This window comes from Staphylococcus sp. TE8 (genome assembly GCF_000692055.1).
Lineage (GTDB): Bacteria > Bacillota > Bacilli > Staphylococcales > Staphylococcaceae > Staphylococcus > Staphylococcus capitis.
In genome coordinates, this window is the sequence record NZ_JMGB01000002.1 from 469,920 (window position 1) to 495,893 (window position 25,974).

24 protein-coding genes are annotated in these 25,974 nt (G+C 33.3%); 5 read left to right on the forward strand and 19 right to left on the reverse strand.

Annotation, left to right across the window (positions count from 1 at the left end; genetic code table 11):
- Positions 1–21: 21 nt before the first annotated feature.
- Both CM54_RS08630 and CM54_RS12375 read right to left on the reverse strand, forming a co-directional pair.
- Positions 22–1,563 (reverse strand): NAD(P)H-binding protein, encoded by a 1,542-nt coding sequence (locus tag CM54_RS08630; protein ID WP_023351027.1) that lies wholly within the window; start codon positions 1,561–1,563, stop codon positions 22–24.
- A 183-nt stretch (positions 1,564–1,746) separates the two neighbouring features.
- Positions 1,747–1,848, reverse strand: coding sequence for an SE2200 family small protein (locus CM54_RS12375; RefSeq protein WP_016898541.1), 102 nt, complete (start codon positions 1,846–1,848; stop codon positions 1,747–1,749).
- Between the two features lie 271 nt (positions 1,849–2,119).
- Here CM54_RS12375 and CM54_RS08635 point away from each other — a divergent pair, with 271 nt between their 5' ends.
- Positions 2,120–2,746: an FMN-dependent NADH-azoreductase gene (locus CM54_RS08635; protein WP_037550654.1), complete on the forward strand. Its 627-nt coding sequence runs from the start codon at positions 2,120–2,122 to the stop codon at positions 2,744–2,746.
- Between the two features lie 103 nt (positions 2,747–2,849).
- Here CM54_RS08635 and CM54_RS08640 read toward each other — a convergent pair whose 3' ends face one another.
- The 3 genes from CM54_RS08640 to CM54_RS08650 all read right to left on the reverse strand — a co-directional run bounded on the left by CM54_RS08640 (position 2,850) and on the right by CM54_RS08650 (position 6,316).
- Complete coding sequence (locus tag CM54_RS08640; RefSeq protein WP_049427929.1) at positions 2,850–3,695, reverse strand: poly-gamma-glutamate hydrolase family protein; 846 nt, start codon at positions 3,693–3,695, stop codon at positions 2,850–2,852.
- Between the two features lie 212 nt (positions 3,696–3,907).
- The gene (locus CM54_RS12775) at positions 3,908–5,488 is read right to left on the reverse strand and encodes a poly-gamma-glutamate hydrolase family protein (RefSeq protein ID WP_030059214.1); all 1,581 of its coding nucleotides are present in this window, start codon (positions 5,486–5,488) and stop codon (positions 3,908–3,910) included.
- A 372-nt stretch (positions 5,489–5,860) separates the two neighbouring features.
- On the reverse strand, positions 5,861–6,316 hold the full coding sequence (locus CM54_RS08650) for a MarR family winged helix-turn-helix transcriptional regulator (protein WP_002436214.1): 456 nt from the start codon (positions 6,314–6,316) through the stop codon (positions 5,861–5,863).
- Positions 6,317–6,488: 172 nt separating this feature from the next.
- Between CM54_RS08650 and CM54_RS08655 the strand changes: the two genes are divergently transcribed.
- Positions 6,489–8,129, forward strand: coding sequence for an alpha-keto acid decarboxylase family protein (locus CM54_RS08655; protein ID WP_030059216.1), 1,641 nt, complete (start codon positions 6,489–6,491; stop codon positions 8,127–8,129).
- 109 nt (positions 8,130–8,238) lie between these two features.
- Here CM54_RS08655 and CM54_RS08660 read toward each other — a convergent pair whose 3' ends face one another.
- Positions 8,239–9,096 carry an ABC transporter substrate-binding protein gene (locus tag CM54_RS08660; RefSeq protein ID WP_002454139.1) on the reverse strand — a complete coding sequence of 286 codons (858 nt, stop codon included), beginning with the start codon at positions 9,094–9,096 and terminating at the stop codon, positions 8,239–8,241.
- 184 nt (positions 9,097–9,280) lie between these two features.
- Between CM54_RS08660 and CM54_RS08665 the strand changes: the two genes are divergently transcribed.
- From CM54_RS08665 to CM54_RS08675, 3 genes are all read left to right on the forward strand, one after another.
- Complete coding sequence (locus CM54_RS08665; protein WP_002436168.1) at positions 9,281–9,538, forward strand: type II toxin-antitoxin system Phd/YefM family antitoxin; 258 nt, start codon at positions 9,281–9,283, stop codon at positions 9,536–9,538.
- Positions 9,531–9,800, forward strand: coding sequence for a Txe/YoeB family addiction module toxin (locus tag CM54_RS08670; protein ID WP_002436254.1), 270 nt, complete (start codon positions 9,531–9,533; stop codon positions 9,798–9,800). Before CM54_RS08665 ends, CM54_RS08670 begins: the two co-directional genes overlap by 8 nt.
- A gap of 143 nt (positions 9,801–9,943) precedes the next feature.
- Positions 9,944–10,309: a DUF4870 domain-containing protein gene (locus CM54_RS08675; protein WP_002436243.1), complete on the forward strand. Its 366-nt coding sequence runs from the start codon at positions 9,944–9,946 to the stop codon at positions 10,307–10,309.
- Positions 10,310–10,372: 63 nt separating this feature from the next.
- Here the strand turns inward: CM54_RS08675 and CM54_RS08680 are convergent, their stop codons facing one another.
- The 13 genes from CM54_RS08680 to CM54_RS08750 all read right to left on the reverse strand — a co-directional run bounded on the left by CM54_RS08680 (position 10,373) and on the right by CM54_RS08750 (position 25,940).
- Positions 10,373–11,521, reverse strand: coding sequence for a CapA family protein (locus CM54_RS08680; RefSeq protein WP_172969460.1), 1,149 nt, complete (start codon positions 11,519–11,521; stop codon positions 10,373–10,375).
- A 542-nt stretch (positions 11,522–12,063) separates the two neighbouring features.
- Positions 12,064–12,822 (reverse strand): alpha/beta hydrolase, encoded by a 759-nt coding sequence (locus tag CM54_RS08685; protein WP_037550659.1) that lies wholly within the window; start codon positions 12,820–12,822, stop codon positions 12,064–12,066.
- Positions 12,823–12,935: 113 nt separating this feature from the next.
- Positions 12,936–14,783: a YSIRK-type signal peptide-containing protein gene (locus CM54_RS13080; RefSeq protein ID WP_037550662.1), complete on the reverse strand. Its 1,848-nt coding sequence runs from the start codon at positions 14,781–14,783 to the stop codon at positions 12,936–12,938.
- Between the two features lie 304 nt (positions 14,784–15,087).
- Entirely contained in the window at positions 15,088–15,774 is a 687-nt protein-coding gene (locus tag CM54_RS08695) for a Crp/Fnr family transcriptional regulator (protein ID WP_023351014.1), read from the reverse strand.
- A gap of 160 nt (positions 15,775–15,934) precedes the next feature.
- The gene (arcC, locus tag CM54_RS08700; protein WP_037550664.1) at positions 15,935–16,879 is read right to left on the reverse strand and encodes a carbamate kinase; all 945 of its coding nucleotides are present in this window, start codon (positions 16,877–16,879) and stop codon (positions 15,935–15,937) included.
- An 18-nt stretch (positions 16,880–16,897) separates the two neighbouring features.
- Positions 16,898–18,328, reverse strand: a complete 1,431-nt coding sequence (gene arcD / locus CM54_RS08705) for an arginine-ornithine antiporter (protein WP_037550666.1) — start codon at positions 18,326–18,328, stop codon at positions 16,898–16,900.
- Between the two features lie 375 nt (positions 18,329–18,703).
- On the reverse strand, positions 18,704–19,711 hold the full coding sequence (gene argF, locus CM54_RS08710) for an ornithine carbamoyltransferase (protein WP_030059225.1): 1,008 nt from the start codon (positions 19,709–19,711) through the stop codon (positions 18,704–18,706).
- Positions 19,712–19,835: 124 nt separating this feature from the next.
- Positions 19,836–21,071 (reverse strand): arginine deiminase, encoded by a 1,236-nt coding sequence (gene arcA / locus CM54_RS08715; RefSeq protein WP_037550668.1) that lies wholly within the window; start codon positions 21,069–21,071, stop codon positions 19,836–19,838.
- A gap of 337 nt (positions 21,072–21,408) precedes the next feature.
- Complete coding sequence (locus tag CM54_RS08720) at positions 21,409–21,870, reverse strand: arginine repressor (RefSeq protein ID WP_002436164.1); 462 nt, start codon at positions 21,868–21,870, stop codon at positions 21,409–21,411.
- A gap of 201 nt (positions 21,871–22,071) precedes the next feature.
- Positions 22,072–22,272, reverse strand: coding sequence for a hypothetical protein (locus CM54_RS08725; RefSeq protein WP_037550670.1), 201 nt, complete (start codon positions 22,270–22,272; stop codon positions 22,072–22,074).
- 26 nt (positions 22,273–22,298) lie between these two features.
- Positions 22,299–22,502, reverse strand: coding sequence for a hypothetical protein (locus tag CM54_RS08730; RefSeq protein WP_030062669.1), 204 nt, complete (start codon positions 22,500–22,502; stop codon positions 22,299–22,301).
- A 745-nt stretch (positions 22,503–23,247) separates the two neighbouring features.
- Positions 23,248–24,768 carry a M4 family metallopeptidase gene (locus CM54_RS08745; protein WP_030062672.1) on the reverse strand — a complete coding sequence of 507 codons (1,521 nt, stop codon included), beginning with the start codon at positions 24,766–24,768 and terminating at the stop codon, positions 23,248–23,250.
- Between the two features lie 332 nt (positions 24,769–25,100).
- Positions 25,101–25,940: a M23 family metallopeptidase gene (locus tag CM54_RS08750; RefSeq protein WP_037550672.1), complete on the reverse strand. Its 840-nt coding sequence runs from the start codon at positions 25,938–25,940 to the stop codon at positions 25,101–25,103.
- Positions 25,941–25,974: the final 34 nt, after the last annotated feature.

A 25,974-nucleotide genomic window follows, 5' to 3' on the forward strand; every position in this document is an offset into this window, starting at 1 on the left:
TAAGTTGTCATTACCAACTATTTATAATTCTGCGTTTGACATACTTTCTTTTTTCATTTGATTGCGCTTAATTAAAGCAAACGCTCCTGCTCCTCCTGCCACTAATGCAACTGCTACTGAAACACCAATAATAATATTTCTTGTCATATCTTGCTCACCTAATCCTTTCTTTTGTTTTGATAATTTTGCCATTCTATTCTTAAATATGTTCATTACCGTTTTATGGGCTTTCGCTTGTGTTAATTTATAAACGACCCATGGTAATGTTGGTTCATATTCTTGAAGGGCAATAATCCCTTCATTTGTATTTCTCAATCTGCGAAATTCGAAACGTGCATTTCCTCCATTATCCGCATGTGCTAAATCGCCACCGACAATGCGATAAACTGCCATTTCTTCACTTGAGTCATGTTCATCTTTTTTCATTTTCAAAATAAATTTATTAATAAATGGTACATTCATATTGAATTCATGTTCATTAATCGTACCTTTCACTAAGTGCAATGTAATATTATTTATGAAACGAGCATATTCCGTTGTCACATCTTTAATACTATATCCATCAGGAATTTCAAATCGTGTGATGGCGCGCACATCTTTAATTTCTTCTTTCTTAGATTTAGAGTGACTAGAACTTTGTTTCGCCTTCTTCTTTTTCTCTTCTTTCTCTTCGTCTAAAGCACGTTTCACACTATCTTCAAATGTAATATTTCCTAATGACAATTTAGGTACGATGCGTTTATCATGCGGTACCATATCATGAATTAAACTATTCATTAACGGATAAACCATTTCTTTCGGTACACTTGAAATCAATTGAACCCAATAACGACTTACAATTATCGGTATAATGGGCAAGTCAAGCATAGGTAATGGTTTGTCTAATACTTTAGCTGTTCGCTGAATCAACTCTTTATAATTCATTGTCTCAGGCCCACTAATATCGATAGATTCATTTTCAGATGGAGAGCGTTCAACAAGTGCTGCTAACCCATCTATGACATCTTCTATCGCTACTGGTGCTATCATGTTATATGCCCAACTAGGTAATACCATAGCTGGTAAACGTTCAACTAAACGCTTAAGTATCGGATAAGAACTTCCCTTCGCACCAATAATTAATCCAGCGCGTAATGTACTAACCGGAATACCATAATCACCAAGAATCTTTTCACATTCAAGACGACTTCTTAAATGAGCTGATAAATGATTGTCATCTGGAATCAAACCACTCATAAAGACAATATGTTTAACACCCTGCTTTTTCGCTGCACGTGCGAAGTTATCTGCAAGCAGTGCATCCATATCTTCAAAGTTAGCTTGTGTTAACTTTGCTGATGGCATCATTGAATGGACGAGATAAATGGCTGTATCGATCCCTTCCATTACTTCAGTAATTTCATCTAAATCAAATAAATCTGCAGATTTCCAAGTAACATTCTCCTCATTCTGTTTGTTACTCGTATTTCTAGAAATCGCGATGATTTCATGTTGATCTTTTAATTTATCTTTAAGGTGACCACCGATATATCCCGAGGCCCCAGTTAATAAAATTTTAGACATCTTTCCACCCCTCTTAACTATTGTGGATTCTTGATGCTTTTGAAAATGAAAGCCCCCTACTTCAATAAGTTGATATTCATTTCCTATATCAATATATATACCCGAAATTTACAAAAAAAGACAAAATCCAAATGGATTTTGTCTTTTATCTTCAATATAATCACTTACTTTGATAAGTAAATTTTAGTATTCGATATTTGGTGCTTGGTTAACATGGTTTTGGTATTTTTTAAAACCATAATAAGCTGCGCCAGCTAATGCTAAAATAACTGCTAATTTTTTCATCTGTTACACTCCTTTCTAGGATGCTTAATATGAACATGTAAGCTGTTCAAATCTTTAATACTATTATACACTTTTTAAAGTTAATTTTAAAAACTTCAAATTCAGATAATATTAATTTCATGAAAATAAATTGTGTACTTGTAGAAATAGGCACATATAAAATTATTTTATAGTCCATTAGGATGATTTTTAATTTAACATATTGTGAAATCTCCCTGACTAAGTATAATTATTATATCAACTATACAACATTTTTAAGGAGAACTAAAAAATGGCAAAATTATTATACATTACAGCTCATCCACTCGATGAACTCGTTTCAAATTCTATGGCAGCTGGCAAAGCTTTCATCGACGCTTATCAAGATAATCACTCAGGAGATGAAGTTAAACACATCGACTTATTTACTGAAGATATTCCTCATATTGATAAAGATGTATTAATTGGTTGGGGAAAAGCTGCAAAAGGCGAAGAACTTACTTCTGAAGAAAGTAAAAAAGTTACTCGTTTAGGAGCCATTCTTGATGAATTTTTAGAAGCTGATAAATACGTATTTGTTAGCCCAATGTGGAACTTATCATTCCCACCTGTTTTAAAAGCTTATATCGATGCAATTACAGTAGCAGGTAAAACATTTAAATACACTTCAGAAGGACCTCAAGGTTTACTCACTGATAAAAAGGTACTTCACATTCGATCTAGAGGCGGATACTATAGCGAAGGACCGACTGCAGAAATTGAATCTGGAGACCGATATTTAAGAAACATTATGACATTCCTAGGTGTACCTTCATACGAAACTGTTATTATTGAAGGTCATAACGCTGAACCTGAAAAGGCTGAAGAAATCAAATTAGCCGGCGTTGAAGAAGCAAAAGAACTAGCTAAAACTTTCTAAAATATATTAGCGAAAAATCTCAGAAAAGCATTTGCGATTCTGAGATTTTTTATTTTCTACTATTTTAATTTTTGCATTTAATATTCTTTCATATAGCCACACTTTATCTATCTTTTCCTGATTCATCAACTTGTTGTACGGCTTTATCAATGGCATCTGAAAAACGATACATCGCCGGTGACCAATTACTTCTATTATTTCTAGATTTCGCAGATAGTTTTTCATTCACAAATAAAGATTTTCTTAAAGCTGTCGTTAATTCAAGTTGCACACCTTTCCCTTTGATATCTTCATTAATGAAATTTTCTTTTAAGTCTCCACCTAAATAAGTTGGTGCGATTTTAACAACAAAATGATGTTTAACTAATTGTTTTTTAATTGCTTCTTTTAAAGGTGTATCTAATCCTCCAAGATAAATGACAGGTTTATCCCCTTTAGCACCATGTATGGAAACTGCATAATCTTTAGATTTAACCATATTTAATAATGTAGGATCATTATAATGACTTGAAGTGACATGCAAATCTTCAGCATGTTTTTTTCTTAAAACGGTAAATGAAAAATAATCATAGTGATTATCGTTAGCTATTAATTTAGTTAACTCTGTGGTACCCGCTTCAATGTTTCCTCCGTGAGGCGCAATAATTAATACATGACTTCCTACTTTTTTAACTTCTTTCTTCCAATCCACATTCCGTTTTGTATGCTTAAATAAATCAGTCATAGATTTAAAACGGTCTTTATGATGTACATCTTCTTGTGCTGATTCTGAAGGCTCAAGATTGACAGTGGATGCCTGTCCCTTATCTTCTCCTTGACCTACAATCAGTGGTACATGATGCAACTTTGAGTGATGCGTTGCAGAATTCTTATGTTCATGTGTTATAGCACAGGCGCTAGTGATTCCTATAATTAAAATGACTAAGCAAATAAGTATTGATAATTTCATTTTACTTGAGGTACTTATTGATATTCTCTTTTTCAAAATCAAACATTTCCCTTCTTACCATTTATAAAAGAAGTATTTCAAATCAATTTATTAAATTTGAACAATTTCTATTAGTTATAAATATAAAAAATAATAGGGCTATCGAAATCATCCTTTAGCCCTATTATGACAATATTGTTATATAGTTTTTGAATTAATTTACTTCTACAAAATTAATGATTTGGATAAATATTGTTGATACTCGTATATAACGCATCAACAAATGTCTGCATCAGCGGCGTCCAATTACTTTCATTAGAACGATTCTTAGTACTTGTATCACCATTATTGAAGAAAGCTTTTCTGAGTGCAGTTGTTAGCTCAAGTTGAACGCCTGTATTGTTTTCTTCTCTGTTTATAAAGTTATTTTTCTTTACTCCTCCGATATAATCAAGTGGAGCCATCACTGTAAAACCACTACTTTTTAATTGTGTTTCCATTTCATCTCTTAAAGTGGAAGGTGGTCCTCCTAAATAAATAATTTGATCTGTACCAGCTGCACCATGAATAGAAATTGTAGCTGTGCGATTTTGAATCATTTGGTTAAGAGTAGGATCATCATAATGCGTTGAAGTAACGTGTAATTCAGTATTATTTTTAGGTCTTATAGCTTCAAAAGAGAAATAATCATAATTTCCTTTTTTCGCCAAAGCTTTCGTTGCTTCTGTCGTTCCTTGTTCAATGTTTCCTCCATGAGGTGCAACAATAAGTACTTTCGTACCATTATCTCTTGTATCTTTTTTCCAATCTACACCTTCCACCGTTTCACTCTCAAGTTGTGTCATCGATTGATACTTATCTTTTATATGTCCTTCTGGTGCAGTACCAATCATTTCTTGATTATTATCTGTTTGATTAGTGGTAGGCACGGTAGTTGCCGGTGTTGTTGTAGGCTGCTTAGTTGATGTTGATGGCTTTGTCGGTATCGTAGTTGATTTTGTTGCTGAAGTTGTAGACTTCGCTGTTGAAGTTGTAGGTTTAGTCGTTGTCGTAGTTGATTTCTTAGTTGATGATATAGGCTTTGTCGACGTTGAAGTTGATTTTGTTGTTGATGGCTTTGTTGTAGATGTTGTAGACTTTTTAGTCGAACTTGTGCGAGTAGATGTGCTTGTATGAGTAGCGGTCGACTTACTTGGAGTTGTTGTGCGAGATGTTGTCGTTCCACTCTTACTTCCCGATGTTGATGACGACGTACGTTTCGTAGTTGTAGTAGACTTTGTTGCTTTAGTCGTAGTAGTTGATTTTTTAGATGTTGATGATGTTCTTGAAGTTTTAGCTGTCGGCTTAGTAGATGTAGATTTTACTGCTGATGTAGATTTTGGTCGAGTAGTAACTGACTTAGTAGTTGTCGTTTTACCCGTAGAAGTTGTGGGTGCTTTGGATACAGTAACTGAAGTTTTACTACTCGTAGCTTGTTTAGTTGGTGCTTTCGTAACTACAGGTTTTATACTCTTAGTCGATTGTTTAGTAGGTACGACTTTCTTAGTAGTTTGAACTTTGCTTGTCTGATGAACTGGCTTAACTACCTTTGTAGATGTTACTATCGGTTTAACTGTAGTTGTTTTAACCCTCGATTGCGTTGATGTACTTTTACCATTAGTCGTTGTTCGATGAGATTGTGAATAACTCGAGTGCGTACTAGCTTGAGCTTGATTACCCATTGCGCCTATAGTGCCTAATCCAATTAAAGCAGTGACTGCTCCCAAAGTCACTTTTCTAAATGAAAATGCACGAGTATGTCCTAATATTTTCATACCATTTCCCCTTAAAAATGAATTAATATAAAACAATAATATACCATTTTCTGTTAAAAGCAATACTTTTTTATTTAGTTGTAGTAAACATTTAAAACATACTTACCTTTTTTATTTCTTACATTATTGAAAGTTAACCTACAAATCATTGAATAACACTTATTACCTAATTAACCTAGAATTAAGTAACTAAACCAAATGAGGAGGAATCGCAATGGTATTAGGTGCTTTAGGGTTAATTGCATTACTTATTTTATTAATCCCAGTAGGTTTTATTGCATTAGTTGTAAGTCTAATTAAAAAGAATAGCCAATAATCATCATTATATATATTTTGAAAACAAAGAAAGCTGAGACCGTCATTCATACAGTCTCAGCTTTTATCAGTTTCCTTTAAATGTTCTACTGTTTTAAATCCTTCACGATAATTCGCTAATTCTTCCATTATGGCATACCAGTCATTACCAACATTTTGCTTGGTCTGATGAAATAAATCATCTTGTGCTTTATTCAACTTATGAATTAACGCATCGCCTTTTTGTGTAGAATATAATTTTTTTACACGACGATCCACTTCAGACGTTTCTTCATAAATCAAACCTTCTTCTTTCAATTTACGTAACGTTCCATGAGAGCCTTGTTTAGATATTTCTAGAGTTAACAATAATTCTTTAATAGTAATGCCTGGTAATTTATTGATGAAAAATAAAAAGCGATGATGTTGACGACTCATACCATATTCTTCAATAATTTCATCTGCCGTTGTAATAAAAGTTTTGTACGCGAAATAAAATAACATGTGTTCATAATCATTTTTATTCATCGACATTTGTGTACTTTCCCTTCTCTTCAATATCGTCATTATAATAAAAATAATGCTATTCGTCATCAATTTCAGATTTTTTTAACTTTTCAATAAAGGTCAAGTTTATTGACTTTAATTATTATAACAGATAATATTTTAGATGTAATATAAATACAATACAAAGGTGGAGTTGAATATGAAACAACGCGTAGGACAATATTTAATGGACGCAGTTTATGCAGCCGGAGTAGATAAAGTCTTTGGTGTTCCCGGGGATTTTAACCTAGCCTTTTTAGACGATATTATTTCACATGAACATATAGAATGGATTGGCAATACGAATGAATTAAACGCGAGTTATGCCACAGATGGTTATGCACGTATCAATGGTTTAGGTGCTATGGTCACTACATTTGGTGTTGGTGAACTTAGTGCAGTAAATGGCATTGCAGGTTCTTATGCCGAACGTGTACCAGTAATAGCTATCACAGGCGCACCAACTCGTGCAGTAGAAGAAGCTGGAAAGTTTGTACACCATTCACTTGGTGAAGGTACATTTGATGATTACAGAAAGATGTTCGAACCTATTACAACTGCTCAAGGTTACATTACTCCTGAAAATGCAACAACTGAAATTCCTAGATTGATCAATGCAGCAATTCAAGAGCGTCGACCAGTTCACTTACACTTACCAATTGATGTTGCATTAGCTGAAATCGAAGTTTCAGAAACATTCCAACCTGAAGACGTGCCTCATCAAGATGTTAAAAAATATATTGATATGATTGAAGATAAATTGAAATCAGCGAACCAACCACTTATTATTGCAGGACATGAAATTAATAGTTTCAACTTGCATAAAGAGTTAGAAGAGATTGTTAATCAAACAAATATTCCAGTCGCTCAATTATCACTAGGTAAAGGTGCCTTTAATGAAGAAAACCCTCATTATATTGGAGTATTTGATGGTGAAATTGCTGAAGATAAGATTAAAGATTATGTGAATAACAGTGACGCGATTTTAAATATCGGTGCGAAATTAACTGACTCAGCAACAGCTGGCTTCTCTTACGAATTCGACATTGATGATGTCGTGATGATTAATCATAAGAACTTCAAGATGAATGATACAGTTGCGAATGACGTTACATTACCTAGCTTAGTACATGGTTTGAAGGATCTTCATTTTGAAAATAAAAACGACTACCCTCAATATGAAAGACCACAAAAGAATAATTATGAACTAAGTGATCAGCCATTAACTCAAGAAACATATTTCAACATGATTCAAGATTTCTTACAATTAGACGATATCTTAATCGCAGAGCAAGGGACATCTTTCTTCGGTGCATATGACTTAGCAATGCATAAAGATAATACATTTATAGGTCAACCACTTTGGGGTTCAATTGGTTATACGTTACCAGCCACATTAGGTACTCAAATTGCTGACCCTCAACGTAGAAATGTCTTACTCATTGGCGATGGTTCATTACAATTAACGGTACAATCATTATCTACAATGATACGTCAAAACTTGAAACCTGTTATCTTTGTTATCAATAATGATGGCTACACTGTTGAGAGAATGATTCATGGTATGAAAGAACCATATAATGATATACGCATGTGGGATTATAAAGCTTTACCTGCAGTATTTGGCGGAGACAATGTCGAAGTACACGATGTTAACACGTCAGAGGAATTAAAGCGTGCATTTGAAAAAATTAATTCAAATAGCGATCGTATGCACTATGTAGAAGTAAAAATGGCAGTGGAAGATGCACCAGTAAAATTAAGTGAAATTGCCAAAGCATTTGCTTCTCAAAATAAATAAATTTCATACTCATTGTAATTGAATGAGACATAACAATGCCCTCCTATCAATGTATTGATAAGAGGGCATTTTCTTTAAGCTTTATTGTTTTGAGCAATTAAACGTTTTATTACTCAGTAAATTGTGTAATGTCTTCTAAAATTTGTTCTGCTGCTACTAAACCACGATGTTTAGCCCATGTTTCACGATTAACTTCATGAACACGATTGTTTTTAACAGCATCTAATTGATTCCATACATCTGACTCTTTAAAGTTATTGAAATCTTTTTGGTTATCTTCATCTACCATAACAATTAAGCGTTCTGGATTAACTTCAGCAACTTTGCTAATAGGTAATTTATGATAATCAGCACCCATATATCCAGGTAAATCATTTTCATTTTCTTTAGAAATACCAGCTTTAAAACCTACATCTTCTAATAATTGACCAACATAAGATTTAGAAGCATGAATGATTAAATCTTGATCAGTAACAACGCCAGCGATTGTAGCAACATCTTTATCTATACGTACTTTAGAACTTAAATCTTTAATTTCTTTTTCATGATTATCTAAAATTGTTTTACCTTCATCTTGTTTAGAAACAACTTTCGCAATATAATCGAATGATTCTTTGTTTTGTTTATAGTCTGCATCAAAACTTTTAACTAATACTGTAGGTGCAATTGAATTTAAATCTTCAAAGATAGATTTATGTCTATCCTCATCTGCGAAAATCACTTGTGGCTCAGCATTTTTAATGTCATCAACACTAGGTGTTTGACGATGGCCAACTGATTGATAACTACCTACATTTTTACGAGTTTCACTGTCTAAATTGTCTACATTGTTATCATCTGCAATACCAGTTACATTTACGTCTAATTTCACTAATGCTTCTACAAATGAATACTCTAAAGCAACTGCAGATTCAACTGTATCAGGAACTTCAACTGTGCCAACATTTTGTTTAATTTCTTTAGTCATGCGAAACATTCCTCCAAAAATTAATGATTAGTTCTATTAAGTGCTTTTGTAAATGGTTACATATGATGTATGTCCGAATTTATCATTTTTAAACATCAATATGATTTATAGACAAAAAATATTGATGACAACAGAGCGGACGCATTGTACAATAAATTGTACAATGTTTAAAGGAGCTGTTAATATGCCTTCAGTTAATTATTCAAACGCTAGACAGAATTTCAAAGAACTTATTACTAAAGTGAACGAGGATAGTGTGGCTTACACTATTACGACAAAGGAAAATGAAAATGCAGTGATTTTAGCTGAAAAGGATTATAATGCGATGTTGGAAACGATGTACCTTCAATCCAATCTCGCTAATGTGTCTCACTTAAATCAATCAATTATGGAATTGAATCATAACCAAACAATTACAATAGAGATTGATGATAATGAGTAAGTTTAGTGTAACTTTTACAGCTCAAGCATTTAAAGATTATCAATATTGGCAACAACACAATCAAAATTATTTTAAAAAAGTGAATGCTTTACTTAAAAGTATTGCAAGAGATGGTTGTGTCGATGGTATTGGAAAACCAGAAGCATTAAAAGGAAACTACGAAGGCTATTTCAGTAGAAGAGTTTCAATAGAACACCGATTAATATACAAAATTAAGGATGATTCAATATTCGTAGTGTCTTGCAGATTTCATTATCAATAAAGTAACCGTTTCGCGTGAAACAGTTACATAATTAAAATTACTTTGAACAATATAACCCTTAGTTACTATTATTTAGTCATTTACTTTAATAATTAAAATGTATATATTTAAAGTAAATCATACAAAAAGGGGCTAAATGATATATGAAATTGGTGAATCAATCTAAAAATCCTCATGCATTTAAAGATGTTTCTGATAATGAAACTACGATTGCTATGGTCATTTGGTTATTATCATTTTTCACAACTTTCTTAGGGCCACTCATTATTTGGGTATTAAAAAGAGATGATTCTGCTTTTATCGATCAACAAGGTAAAAATTATCTTAATTACTTAATTAGTTATCTTATTTATACAATTATTGCATCCGTTTTAGTCTTTGTACTTATAGGCGTCGTCTTATTGTTCATCCTTGGTATAGCAATGATCATTTATTCAATCGTCGCAATCATATTTGTACTCAAAGGTGAAGACTATGTCGTGCCTTTTACAATAGAATTCATTAAATAATTTAAGTTACTATATAAAAACGGCGCTTAAACGTTTTGACGTTTAAGCGCACTTCTATATCTTCTATAAACTTTCATCATCTAAGAATTCTTTATCAATAACTTCTTTAGTAATGTCTTGCAATCTTTCTTTTGTCATATTTGCTCCATTAACATAATGTAAACCATGTTTCTCTGCTAATTTGTCAGTATAGTCATGTAAAGGATATATTTTAAAATCTTTTTTAGAATTCTTATCATATACATTGGCTAATTCGTAATGATTAACCATACTTCTCCACTTCACGTTTTCCACTTTAACGCCTTTTGGATTTTTAACTAATTTAAAATTAAGACGCCCTAATAAATCATTGCTTTCATTACCTGTAGCTTGGCCGTTTAAAAAGTTACCAAGTGAATATGCAACAAGTGTTTTATTGCCATCTTTCCCTTTCACCCATTTCACCGGCTCGATAACGTGAGGATGCATTCCTAACACTACATCAACTCCTGCATCTGCAAAGACTTTTGCGTATCTTTCTTGAGTTTTATTTTCCATATGATGACCTTCGTTGCCCCAGTGAGCTGATACAATCACTGCATCACTTTGCTTTTTAGCCTCTTTAACATCCTTTTTAATTTGTGTTTCATCAAATGTATTAATTGTGTATGGATGGGAAGGTTTAATACCATTAGTGCCAAATGTATAACTTAACATTGATACTTTTATACCATTAACTGTTTTTGTTGGAATCTCATCTCGAGCTTCTTGAGAGTTAAAAACACCTGTAAATAAAACTTTGTCTTTAAATTTATCCCATGTATGTATACTGTTGTTTATACCAGATTCACCTTGATCCATTGCGTGATTATTAGAGCCATTTACAAAGTTAAAGCCTGTATCTACTAAGTCCTGAGCCACACTACTTGGTGTATTAAAACGCTTAAATCCATGATAAGGTCTATCATCGCCACCAAGTGGAGATTCTTGGTTAACATATGCAATATCGGCATTTTGAATATCTTTTTTAACAGGCTCATACATAGGTTTGAAATCAAAACTATTTTTACCTGTTTTCGCATCATTATAGACTTCAGGGTGGATCAAGTTATCACCTACAGCTACAACAGATGCTTCTGACTCTAGATTAGTAGCTAATGTTAATCCACTTACACATAAAAAAGCAATAAAGAATATAACTGTAGAAATATAGTATTTCAACAATGGCGTCACTCCTAGTTAAAGAATCCAATCTTCAAAACATCTAATATATATTACTCTTATTTTAAACTTAGCAAGATTTTAAAACAATATAATGTAAATTATTTTAAGTTTTCTATAAAATTTTACATTTTCTTTACATTTTAAAAGTTAGGTTTAGTCGTTTGGTTTTGAATTTTCCAAGGTAAAAATCTTATATACAAATACCCCGCGTCAAATTAATCATGACACGGGGTAAATAAATTATTTTCTAGGAAATAAGATTACTACGGTTATAAACTAAATATCTTTGCGTAATCATATAATCTTTTATATCAATTTCAAGAAAATAAGAGTAGCGACTGACAAAATCTTTAGAGTCATACTTAATACGATATGTGTTTCTAAAGTTATACCTAAGTCATTCATTGTCTTAATACAATAAGACAATATCTTATTATGACTAGGATATTGTGTGTCTACCACAGAGTAGAATTTTCAAACTGAAAGCGCTTTGAGTTCATATAAATTTCAATATATTTAGATAATCGTTAAATTTTAATATTCAACTTTAATTATTCTACAAACCATTCAATGGCCCTTTTAATCGCCTTATCCAAAAATGCATAATTATGCTCACCCGGGCTATCCTCGAATGTATAACCAATACCCTTTTCATCAAGCGTGCGAATAAATTCTAAATTATCTTCATATAAGAAATCCTCAGTTCCACACATAATAAGAAGTTCTGGTAATTGCGCATTTGAAACAATTGCTTGTTCTAAAAGATGATACGTATCTAGATTTGTACCTTTAATATCAGTATTCTCTCCAGTGATAGCTTTAGCAGAAAAATCTATCCACTCCAAATCTATGAGAGTTTGCGCTTGGAATACAGCAGACAATGGTGCTGCTTTGGAAAATTTATCTGGTTGGGTAAGCGCAAATTTAATCGTTCCATAACCACCCATTGAATGTCCCGCGATAAAATTATCTTCACGTTTTTTAGAGAGTGGCAAAATTTGATGTACATACTCATATATTTCTAAAATATAGTCATAATAACTATGACCATAGGCCATATTAGCGTAACCACTATGATCTACATTAGGCATAATAATTGCGAGCTGATGTTCATTAGCATATCGCTCAATACTTGTGTATCTCACATAAGTGGTTTCATCACTCGACAAACCATGTAAAAGTAATAATGATTTAAGTTGTTTAGGTGAAGTGGAGTTATCAAAGTAAGTTGAGTCCTCCGGTAAGATGACTGTAAGATTTTGATGCATACCTATTGTCGGTGAACTATAATTCAATGTCATTAAAGCCATGTGCTTCACTCCTTCATTCGTGTTCAATTCTATTTTACATTTACTTTGTTTTATTTCATAGAAAAACCCGAGCAACAAAGCTCGGGTTTAAAAATTAAATAGTAAATGATGGTTTAGTATTTCTTACTTCTACGTTTGCTTCCTACTAAAAGTAATGATCCTAATGCTGCAAGAATACCTCCAAATAACGTACCATTATTTGCCACATCATAACCAGTATCTGGTAGTTCTTGCTTATGATGCTGCTCCATCACTAGATTATTATAATGATGGTTTGAGTCATGATGAGATGTCATTTCATGATACTGTGTTGGTACTACTGGTACTTTATGTTCTGAACCAGAATCACAATTTGAGCCGCTGTCTGAATCTGAGTCACTATCTGAGTCTGAGTCGCTATCTGAATCTGAGTCGCTGTCTGAGTCTGAATCGCTATCTGAGTCTGATTCACAGTCTGAATCCGAACCACAGTCTGAGTCTGAATCATAGCTTGAGTCTGAATCGCTGTCTGAGTCTGAATCACAGTCTGAATCCGAACCACAGTCTGAGTCTGAATCGCTATCTGAATCTGAGTCACTATCTGAGTATGAATCGCTGTCTGAATCTGAGTCGCTGTCTGAATCTGAGTCACTATCTGAGTCTGAATCACTGTCTGAGTCTGAGTCACAGTCTGAATCCGAACCACAGTCTGAATCTGAGTCGCTATCTGAATCTAAATCACTATCTGAATCTGAATCATAGTCCGAATCTGAATCATAACTTGAGTCTGAATCACAGTCTGAGTTGTAATCACAGTCTGTGTCTGAATCGTAGCTTGAGTCTGAATCATAGCTTGAGTCTGAATCACAGTCTGAGTTGTAATCACAGTCTGTGTCTGAATCATAGCTTGCGTCTGAATCGTAGCTTGAGTCTGAATCATAGCTTGAATCTGAATCATAATCTAAGCCTGAATCACTATCTGAGCTATAATCACAGTCTGAGTTGTAATCACTATCTGTGTTGTAATCACAATCAGTATTATATTCACTGTTTGTGTCGTAACCACTATCTGTGTTGTAATCATAACTTGTTGAATCAGTATCATAGTCTAAGCTACGATCCGAGCCGTAGTCACAATCTGTATTGTAATCACTATCTGTGTTGTAATCATTGCTTGTTGAGTCAGTGTCATAGTCTAAGCTACGATCCGCGTATAAATCGCAATCTGAGTTGCTATCTAAAGCTGAAACATTTTCAGCAACGTCTCCATTAGCTGAGACATCAGATGAATTATCTAAATCATCATTATTATTTTCGGAAACACCACTTATTGCTTCTATATCGTAATTGTTAGAACCTGCTTGAATACCATTTTCACAGTCTGCTGATTCTGACAATGATTGATTAGCATCATTATTTTCTTCTTGAGTTTCATATTCTTGGGCTTTTTGTAATTCATCTATATTATTGTCGTTGTTCACTTGGTTATCTGTTTGTTCTTGCACTGATTCGTTGTCAAAAGTTTGTTCATTTGCAATGCAGTTATCAGTTGATTGGGCGTCAACTGATTCATTCTCCGTATTACGTGTGTTAATATCTGTTGAAACATTTTCTAATGATGTAGCATCTTCTTCTTGGGCTTTGGATGATGCATCATCACTATATTCAACTTCGTTCATAGGAACTTCATCAATAATACAATCGTTGTCTATTTGCTGAGTTGGTTGTTGCTCGTTATAGTCGTTTTGTGTGTTTTGAGTTTCTGTTAACATTTCTTCTTGCTGGCCTTGATCAGTAATACCCGAACAATCTTCATCCACTTGTGCCTGAGTTAATTCAGTTGAAGTCTCAGCCGCTTTAGCTTCATGATTCACTCCGAATATTAATGTTGCACCAACTAATATTGATGCCGTTCCTACTGTAAATCTTCTAATGGCATACTTATTGTGCCTGTTAGGCACGAAATCCATTCTTTTTCTCAAATTACTTCTCTCCCTAAAAAAATTTTGTGATTTATATAATCACACAGAATATAATACTACAATTTCTTTTTATATAAAAGAGTTAATTAAAATGTTATTAATAATTCACAAAATATATGAAATTTGTTTTTGGTGTTATTTTTTGAATTTCAATTTTATTTCAGAATATTTAGCGTTTCAACGTATTATTTTTATATTAGTAAATTTTTTAAGAAAACAAAAAGCGTTAGTTAAATAATTCATATGAATATCATTTAACTAACGCTCTAAAGTAATTATGAAATATTAAATTTTTTAAGTGTCATTATAAATCTTTGCTGATTAACCAGTTTTTATTACTTTTGAATAGAACTTTATCCTCTCGAAGTTCATTAATGATATGACCTGTGGTTTCTCTAGATATACCGGCCATATCGCTCAACAGTTGTATCGTCATGAATTGCTTAATTTCATAAAATTCATCATTATCATAACCAACTGTTTGGCAAAGATAGCGTAATATCTTTGTTACGCGTTCTTTCGCAAGCTTGCTGGTTAACGCCATATTATATTCAATGTGTTGGCATTGTGTTGCACTCAATAATTCAAATAACCTTACAAAGATATCCTCATGATTTTTACAAAGATATTCAATTAAATCTTTAGGTATGCCAATCACTTCGCAATTCGTCAATGCGGTGCACATTTCATTTGGCGCCTTATCTTGAAATAAATTGTTTAAGGGAAATAACACTTTTTCTCTATTTAAATAACGATACACATCACCATTAAGATTAAAGTTTTCTCTCATTATATTCCCTTCTATTAATAAATAGATATGCGTCGTTTCATCTGACGAAAAGTAAATTACCTGACCCTTACTATAATGTCTCACAAAGCATTGGCTTTTAAATGGAAGTAAGACACCTACAGGTATATGAATATATGACGCTAATTGTTTAAAACTTTCATCAAGTTCATTTTCTCTACAAAACATTTGATTTCCAGCCATAACATAAACTCCTTACTACCTAAGCTATTGGATAGAGGAACAACCAAACATCTTTTACAAGTTGTTAACGGGGTAAGTGTCAAAGAAGAACCGCTTCAAAGATGTTATATTTTTTGATTAGGGGCCATCGTTCTTAAATCTCCAATAGCATAATCATTCATTATTTATGAATATGTGTACCTGCTTGCTTGTCGAACGCTTGATAAGCATTTTCCAAATTAGTGATGATCGCTTCTTTATGCTCCCCACTTTCAACGAAATCAATCGCCGCTTCTATCTTAGGTAGCATTGATCCTTCAGCGAATTTACCCTCTTTCGCGTAACGTTTCAAAGTTTCAACATCAATATCTGTTAACTTTTCTTCATTAGGTTCTTTAAAATTAATATACACGTGCTCTACATTGGTTAAAATCATTAGCGTATCCGCATCAATTAAGGCAGCTAACTTCTCGCTAGCGAAGTCTTTATCAATGACGGCGTCAACACCTTCATAAGTATTATCTTTCTTAATAACAGGTACACCGCCACCACCACATGCAATGATGATATTTTTTTGTTCAACAAGTGTACTTATCAATTTATGTTCAAGTATTGAAATTGGTAAAGGTGATGCGACAACCTTTCTATAACCACGACCAGCTGAGTCTGCTTTATAGATAGCCTCAGGTTGCGCTTCTTTCAATTCTTGCATCTCTTCTTCAGTATAAAATGGACCAATCGGTTTAGTTGGTCGATCAAATCTCGGATCATCTTTATCGACTTCTACACGAGTAATAATAGTACCGACAGCTCTGTCACTGCCAATCTCAGATAGTACACGGTTAATTTCTGTTTCTAACCAGTAGCCTATCATACCTTGTGTCATAGACCCACATACATCAAGTGGCATAGCGGGCGTTTGTTCACTATCAGATTGAGATTGTTGAATCAATAAATTACCTATTTGAGGACCATTACCATGCGAAATGACAATATCATTATCGGATTGAAATAGTGGTTTAAGTGTTTGCATGGTCATGCGAATAGCCCGTCGTTGTGCTTCTGCTGAACCTTCAGACGTCTGAATCGCATTACCACCTAATGCGATGACAATTTTTTTATCCATAACAGTTCGCTCCTTTTTCTAGAACACGTTAATCGCGCCACTACATAGTCGTATAAGTCCGACAATAGATAGAATGATAATGATAGCGAAGAAGATATAGTCAATGCGTGTTAAGCGTGTTTGGTTATTTTTTTGAACGATTGAATAAACGATAAGACCAGGAATGTAAAGCAACATTGTTAATAATAAATAATCAAATCCTGCAGCATAGACTAGCCATACTGCGTATAATGAGGCGAGTATACCTATTGTCCATTGTTTAGGTGTCGCGTGTTGTTTATGTTCAATAGTGTACTTAACTTGGTAAAAGGCACTGAACATATATGGGTATAAAATGGCACTAGATGCTAATGAAAATGCAAATTGGTACGCGCTGTCAGTGAACAACATACTAATCAAGAAAATTTGAACTAATATGTTAGTGATTAATAATGCATTGACTGGTGCGCCGTTTTCATTTTCCTTAGCAAACCATTTCGGGAATAATCCATCTTTCGCAACGATAAAAGGCAACTCTCCGGCAAGTAGTGTCCAACCTAACCATGCACCTAAAACTGAGATAATTAGTCCGATGTTTACAAGTGTTGAACCCCAATCACCTACGATGTAAGCAAGGACATGTGCCATAGATGGTGCGTTTAATTGAGAGATATGGTTTTGAATGATAACACCTTGTGCTAATACAGTTAATAAGAAATAGATGAGTAACACTGAAATTAATCCTATTACTGTTGCAGTACCTACATCTTTCTTACTTTTGGCACGACTTGAAAAGACGACAGCACCTTCTATACCGATAAATACCCATACAGTGACGAGCATTGTACTTTTCACTTGAGACATTGTGTCTCCAAAGTTAAATGGTAGTGCACCATGTGCATTCATTCCGAAGAATCCTTCTTTAAAAGTTTCAAAATTAAAGGCAACTAACATGCATATAATGACTAATAATATAGGTATTAACTTGGCAACCGTAACAATACTATTAATAAACGCCGCAGTTTCTACCCCTTTAAGTATTAAAAAGTGAACACCCCATAATAAAATTGAAGCAACGAGTATACTTGGGAATGTGTTACCACCTTTAAAAATTGGGAAAAAGTTACCGATGGAAGACATTAGTAATGTTGCGTACGCGACGTTCCCTAAAAATGCAGAGAACCAATATCCCCATGCACTTGCAAAGCCGATAAAATCGCCAAAACCAGCTTGGGCATAACTGTATATACCGCCATCAAGATCCGGTCGTTCATTTGTAAGGTTTTGGAAAACGAATGCTAATGAAATCATGCCTATGGCTGTGATAACCCATCCTATAATAATGGCTAAACCACCAGCTTGTCCTCCCATATCAGACATGAGATTGAATGCACCGCCACCTATCATTGATCCTATTACAAGACCTATCAATGATGATCGACTTAACTTATTTTCTCCTTGTTCGCTCATATTCATTTCTCCTTTAGAAGTAGGAATCTATAGACTTACTTTTCCCTTTAATTGTTATCATTGTGCTGAAACTAATAGTGTATTTTCTTTCATTCATATCCTGTCATTAAGTCAGTATGCGAGAGTGGGTGTTGTGGAAAGGTGTGAAAGATAGTTACGACCGTTACATTAAACGGGTTAGTAAACATGTGACTACGGACGGATTGATAACGGTCAATTCGTAACGACTTAATGATGATGAACGTTTAATCTTGATTCATCACTGCTCGAATATGATAAACACAATCACTCATTTGACTTCATACACTTGGAGTGGCTCAATTTGTTTTGTATGTTGTAAGTCTATAGTTCCTCATGATGTTGTGTAGATTTAATCTAGCCTAGTGTAGCAGCCATAACAGCTTTAATTGTGTGCATGCGATTTTCGGCTTGATCAAATACTTTAGAGTGCTCACTTCTAAAGATTTCATCAGTAACTTCCATTTCACTGAGGCCATATTTATCATATATATCTTGACCGTATTCTGTTTGTGTATCGTGAAATGCTGGTAAACAATGTAAGAAGATTGTACTGTCTTTACCAGTTAATTCGAACATCGCTTTATTGACCTGATAGTCCTTCAATAAATTAATGCGTTCTTCAAACTCACTTTCTTCGCCCATAGATACCCATACATCTGTATAAATAACATCGGCATCTTTAACTGCTTCTTCGATCTTATCAGTGACTAACACGGAACCACCATATTTAGAGCCACAATCTCTAGCAATTTCTACATAAGCATCTTTAGGACTTAGTGCTTGTGGTGTACAAATTCTAATATTTACACCAAGCATCGCACCAGCTACCATTAATGAATGTGCCATGTTATTACGTCCATCACCGACATAAGTCAAATTAATGCCTTCAAGATGTCCGAAGTTTTCTTTTACTGTCATAAAGTCTGCCAACATTTGTGTTGGATGCCAATCATCTGTTAATCCGTTCCAAACTGGTACACCAGAGAATTCTGCAAGTTGTTCTACTTTCTCTTGTGAGAAACCTCTAAACTCTATACCATCAAACATTCTGCCTAATACTTTCGCAGTGTCTTCAACAGATTCTTTTTTTCCTAATTGTATATCATTTTTTCCTAAAAATTCAGGATGTGCACCTAAATCAATAGATGCGACTGTGAATGCAGCACGCGTACGTGTAGACGTTTTTTCAAAAAGTAATGCAATGTTTTTACCTTCTAAATAACGATGCGGTGTGCCTTGTTGTTTATACGTTTTTAACGTCATGGCAAAATCTATTAAACCTTCAAATTCTTCTTTGGTAAAATCACATTCTTTAAGTAGTGATCTTCCTTTTAAGTCAAATGGTTTCCGGATTTTTTCCATAATATACGCCCCTTTCATCTAATTAGTCGCAGTGTAAATCATCAGCGCCTTCAAAACTTAATATGATTAGTCTTAAAATTGAAAGCGATTTCAACTACACTATAACAGGTGTTTGAATACTATTCTATAAATCTTCTCTGAATAATGGTTGACTCATACATCTTGGGCCACCACGTCCGCGAACTAGTTCGCTTCCAGGAATTTCAATTACTTTAATACCGCGTTTTCTTAACAAATCATTTGATACATAGTTACGATCATATGTGACTACTACACCTGGACGGATACATAATGTGTTTGAACCATCATTCCATTGTTCACGTGCACCATCAATCACATCACCATTACCAGTTGGGATTAACTCGATATTATCAACACCAAGTACTTCCTCCAATGTTCGTTTAAGGTGACTTGAATGAGTGATTTTAATGTCATCACTAGCTTCATCATTTTCAATAATGAAAATGTTCATATTACCTTCAGCTTTAAGGATTGCAGAGTGCGTTGTGAACTTATCATAATCAATCATTGTACAAACTGTATCTAAGTGCATAAATGTACGGCTAGTTGGAATCTCAATTGCTACTACCTTTTTAAAAGTGGATAACGGATCTTTAAATATACGTCGTGCTAAGCGTTCGATAGCTTGAGCTGACGTACGTTCTGATATTCCAATTGCTAGTACTTCTTTAGAAAGTACAAGTTCGTCCCCACCTTCAATGTTGAAAGGACAATCACGGTCTAACCATACCGGAACATCCGCATCTTTGAAGCGAGGATGATGTTTTAAAATGTATGAAATGAAGATTGATTCTCTACGTCTAGCTCTCCAAAACATACGATTCACTGTAATACCTCGACCTATTGATGCTTGTGGGTCACGAGTGAAGTATAAGTTAGGCATTGGGTCTAAATAGAATGGATACTTGTCATCCATATACTCAACTAAATGCGTAGATTCTAATTTTATCTCTTCTTTACGCACACCAGCCATAACTTTATCAATCAACTCTTGATTAGATAATGTTGAGAATAATTTTTTTATTTCTTTCTCATGACCAAGAATTGTTTTACGAGATTCTGCTAACACATCATTGATGAATTGTTCTCTAATATCTGAATCTTCAATGCTTTCTGCAGCAAGTTTCTCTAAGTATAGTACTTCTACTCCTTCATCTTGTAACACTTTGGCGAACCGATCGTGCTCTTGTTGAGCAACCTCCAAATAAGGAATATCGTCAAATAGTAAACCACCTAAATAATCTGGAACTAAATTTTCTAACTCTTTACCTGGACGTTTAAGTAAAACGGTTTTAAGTTTACCAATTTCACTGTTTACTTGAATGGGTCCATCTGCCATATTCATTTCCTCCTTTTCTGTAACTTCAACATGAGTATATAGTGATTTCACATATATTTATGTGATTATATTCACAAGTTCAATGTAGAAAGTTTTGTACAATTTGGTTATTCAATACATTTATATGATTGTTTATACATTTTTGTATTGTTATTTCGTATGGAAAATGAATATTCAGCTAATATGAAATAATGAATGTTTCGATAAAAAGTTTTTTATTCACTTAAATGAATAGTTAGTCAATATGTGAATTAATAACTTTAGTAATATAAAAGACCTAGCAAACGCATGCAATACGTTTACCAGGCCTTTCGATTCATTATTCAGATATGAGAGATTATGAATAATTATGATTGAATATTTTGTAATACACATATTCAGCCATTGCTTTAGAATGAGTAAGTATCATAATAGTGTCGTTGCCACTTATAGTACCAACAATCTCTTTAAGTTGTAATTGGTCAATATAATAATTGATACTTTGCGCAAATCCTGGTGACGTCTTTATAAGTATATATGATTCTTTAATCACGGTACTAATGATTTCTGTTTCTAGATAATCATCTAGCTTAATTTTAGCGTCGATTTGCGATTGATTATTTAAAATTTTGTATTCAAATTGTTTGCTCTCAGCTGGCAGACGAAAAATATTAAGTTCTCTCAAGTCTCTCGCAATGGTTGTCATACTATAACGAATGCCAAAGTGATCATCAATATAATCAATGATATCTGCTTTTTTATAGATGTGATTTTGTTTAACAATCATGGTTACTAAATCCTGACGTTTACTCTTTTTCATTAAATGATAAACTCCTCACTAAATCTAATTTAAATTCATTTAAACTTTAATAATTCTTTTTATTTAATAATAATTTATCATTCTAATGTTAAAAATATATGAGAAAGTATGTAAAATTTTGTGACAAATATTGAGTAACACAGGTAGTACTATACATCACTTTAATGTATAACTGACATTGAACAATCATTTGTACAATGTCTAAGATGTCTTATCTTTATAAATCATTCTAATCCATCCAATCATTAATAAAGCCGAATTAATGATTGATAATAAGTTAGAATAAAATGCAGATACGTGAATCAAATGAGTGAATATTAAAATATTAATGAAGAAAAGAATGATTAGTGGTGTAAATAAAATGAAATCTATAATATTCAGACCTTGCTCAGATTTATTCAACCCCAATCAACTCCTAAACCTTTCTATCATTGATCGTGTTTATCTTTCTTATTTATTCGAATCAAACTAATAAAAACGATAATGGTATAAATAGTGGCAACATAATTAGATTGGCTTTCTGACAACTTTACTATGTCAAAGGTATTTAAGAAGCACATCACTGCAACTATAAATAAAATGACAATCAATACGAAATCTTTTTTAGTTAACTTCTTTAATAATTTACGCACTTCTTATCTCCTAACACTTTATTTTCTATTTGGAATGTTTATGTTCATCCAATGACTTAAACAGATTAAGGACGACAATGATTATAAGAAGTATTAACGTAATGATTGGCGATACGTGTATTAAATTAAATATCTGCAAAACTCCAATTAAAACGGCTAATAAACTAATAATGATTAACAGAATATCAATAACTTCAAGTTGTTTTATCTTTTTCATCCTCTTCTCTCCTAGTAATATTGCTTTTAGAGCATAATTTTTCATTTATAAAAGATGTCACAATAATCATAAGCAATGCTAATAATACGACATTTAGTAAAGGCAACTTAAAAAAACTAACGAATCCCATAATCAATATTCCTATAACGTCTCTTAAATTAAAATCTTTCATTGGATCATTCGTGTTTATAACCCCTCATTTGTATTGTCTCTTTCACTCTTTATAACATTTATAAGATAGAATAAAAAGGTTAGGTAGAGTTAAGAATATCTATTAATAGTTTCAATCAATAGACTGCCGTCTCACTTCGGCTAGACAACCCGCAGTCTCCTCCCTAAGAATATTTTAAAGCCCCTACTCTACTGTTAGAGTAAGGGCCACATGAAGCCAAACATTGTTTGATCATCATTTATTAAGGCGTTTAATATTTGTAAGTGTTTAACATTAATTCTTGTTTATTAAGGCGTTGATTATGTTCGTTGATAGATTGTTTATGGCTGATTTAAACGATTTAAAGTTTCAATTATTTATACACCAACGTCGTCCCATGCATCTGCTACTTGGTTAGCTGTGTTTTTATCATATAAATCTAAAGCTGATTGATACAGCGCTTCTTTAGCATCACTAAAGTTTGAATTTGAACTTAAATATTCTGTGAGCGCTCTGTAGTAAATTTGTTGTGCTTTACCCTTTCCAATACTACGTATTGTATTGTAAGCTGCTTTATTAGGAATTCCAGAGTTAGTGTGTACACCACCATTATCTGATTGTGTATTTACATAATCATCCATGTGAGATGGTTGTCCAAATCGTTCGGGATTGGACATACTTCTTAGTGCATCTCCATTTTGTCCTGGTGTATACACATCCTCACCCATTAAGAAATCTTCATCATCGACAAAGTAACCGAAGACATCCGAGAAACTTTCATTTAAAGCACCTGATTGATTACGATAATTAAGATTCGCTGTTTCTTGGGTTACACCATGTGTGATTTCATGAGCTACAACGTCATTTGCACCAGATAGTGCTGTAAATGTTCGTCCGTCTCCATCCCCATATATCATCTTATCGCCAATCCATGCGGCATTATTTCTATTATCAGAACCTTGGAATTTGTTTACGTGGGCTAGAGAGATAATTGAACTTCCTCTATCATCATATGATTCACGACCGAAAGTATCTTTATAGTAGTCATACACTTGTTTAGCGTAGTAATTAGCGTCAACACCAGCACGTTGATTATCATCTGTGAAGTTTTTATCGTTATCTTTGATGAGCGAATGTTGGCCAGTGTTATCACTATAATTGTAAGCTGCTAATTGTCCTTGATGCGTTAAATCTTGTAACGCATATCCTCCATTTACACTATTGATATTAATTTGTTTCGTATCACCAAGCACACCTTTACCGGTACCTGTCGTCGCTGCTTCTTTGATGAGATTTAGTTTATCGACAACTTGGCCTGTTTCTGCATCAACTTTGATATTCCAATGTGAAATTTTAGGTATTGTGGTAATCAATTCTACATTGTAAACATACTTATTTGTTTTACCATCGATTTCTACTTTATTTGTTTTGACGGCGTCTTCTTTCATATTTTTCGCTTTTTTAGGATTAAGGTTAACCGCTTCAAACGCTTTTTTAGATGCTTGTTCTTTGTTGATCGACACCTCATTAGTTGGTTTCACCTTCTTCGCGTCAGTGTCACCGTTAATTAATACAACTTTGCCTTCAGTATTCACATGTACTTTAACCTCCTCATCAGGAGCAAAGACGTTACCTACCTTAGGTTGTAAAGTGTAGTGCGTAAATCCTTTGTTGTCTTTTTTTACATCAGTGACAACATAGTCTTTATAATGGTTCTTAACGTTTTCTGAACCAGGCAATGCTTTAAGTGCTTTTGGTGCGTCAGTCTGTTGAGTAACCTTCGCATCAATGTCTTGTTTTACTGACTTGTCTTTAGCATGGCCATCCATAGTGACAAAGGGGCTTGCGACCGTAAGTGCTGCGATACTTGTAAGTGCATATTTTGAAAAATTTTTCATCTCGTAACCTCCTATAAATTTTTGAAAAAGCAACTTACGGTGCCATCGTAATTTTAATTTTCTGTTAAGTAAATGGAAACTGCATTTTATTCACATACTTTTCATTTATAAATTATTTGTATAAATAATATGTTCATTATGTCAAAAACTTATGTTAGTATTTAAACTTTGATAAACTGTATTTATTTATTTTTATTAATTAAACTGCAATAAAATTAATAATTATATTATGCATAATGAAATTAAGCGAAAGTGTATTGTGCGTAATACCTTTGATATCAAGGGTTTTGAAACATAAAAAAATTACTCGACATTCAATCGAGTAATTTCCATCAATCATTTTTTAATATTTCACCTTTAATAGGATTATTATAATCTTTAAATTGAATCTTCAATGATTGACCATTTTCCAAATCAGGGGCATTCATAACTTGAAAGTGTAAATGAGGTTCGGTAGAGTTTCCTGAATTGCCACACTGGCCAATCACTTCTTGCGCATAAATTAAATCCCCTTCATGTACAGTAATCGAATGCTTCTTTAAATGGGCAAGAACACTATACTCATGATCGCCATGCTTCATCATTACATAATTTCCATATGGCTCACTCTCATTTGTGTTTCCAGGCGTATTATCATTAATATGGTTCACAACTTTGACAACCTCTCCATAAATCGGTGCAACCACATTCGCCCCAAAACTATAATAATTTGAACAAAATTGACCACCATCATACATCGTTTTACCATTGACTAGTTTCACTAAATCATATGCATAGCGTTGCGTTTCATAGTTATAGTGGTAATTAAATAATTCGTTATCTCCACCCCAATATATTAGCCATTCATCTTTAATAGGAAGATCATAAGTCTGTTTCGTCCATTTATCTTTAAAATAATAGAGGGGTTTCAGTATTAAACTATAAATAACATCATTTTCCAATAACACGAAAATACCATAATTTTGGTATTCATCTAGCCAGATTTTTTCGCCACTCTTTTCATTACCTATATCAACATACAAAGTATGTTTCTTCGCATATTTCATATATAGATCTAATGTTTCCTTTAACATGCGTTTACTAATAGAGCGCTTAAAACTTTTAGAAAACATCCTATATAACTCATTGTGCTTTTTATTTTCGATTAGAGTAATTAATTTATTTAAGTCCATTTTCATCCCCCCAGATGTCCTATACATTAATATA